The 627-nt window shown below is 68.6% G+C and carries 1 protein-coding gene and 1 pseudogene; both read right to left on the reverse strand.

Annotated features, from left to right (window positions below; genetic code table 11):
* Positions 1–393 (reverse strand): ABC transporter permease subunit (locus tag AC1D0P_RS26940; protein ID WP_477679533.1); only part of this gene is annotated, 393 nt, incomplete at its 3' end.
* Positions 383–627: pseudogene (locus AC1D0P_RS26945) on the reverse strand (ABC transporter ATP-binding protein); the annotation flags it as partial. The pseudogene AC1D0P_RS26945 and the gene AC1D0P_RS26940, both read right to left, overlap by 11 nt.

Below are 627 nucleotides of genomic sequence, written 5' to 3' on the forward strand. Positions count from 1 at the left end.
GATCAGGACCATGCCGGCCATGGCGCCGATCACCAGCAGCAGCGGGATTTGCACCGCACCCGGCAGGCCGCCGAGAAGCTGCGAGCTCGCCGCGCCCACGGCGATGGCGCCGAGATAGAACTGGCCCTCGGCGCCGATATTCCAGAGCCGCGCCCGGAATGCGACGGCGGCGGCAAGTCCGGTCAGCATCAGCGGCGTCGCCCGCGTCAGCGTTTCGGTCGCCGAAAGCCGCGAGCCGAAGGCGCCGGTGAGGATACGCCAATAGGCCTCCAACACCGGCGCACCGGCCACGGCGATCAATATGCCGGACAGCGCCAACGCCGCTGCGACCGCGATCAGCGGCGTCAACAGCAACAGCGACAACGGACGGTGTTCGCGACGCTCAAACCGCATGGCGGACCTCACCCTTGTCATGCCATTCGCCGGCCATCATCAAGCCAAGCTTTCGCGCATCGGCACTGTCAGCCTCGACCGGCGGCGACAGCCGGCCGCCGACGATCGCCTGGATGCGGTCGGCGAGCGCGATCACCTCGTCGAGGTCTTCGGAAATCAACAGCACGGCGGTTCCCTGTCTGCGGGCCTCGAGCAGGCGTTGATGCACGGCGGCCACCGCGCCCTCGTCTAGCC

The sequence above is a fragment of the Polaromonas sp. P1_G2 genome, from assembly GCF_056405515.1.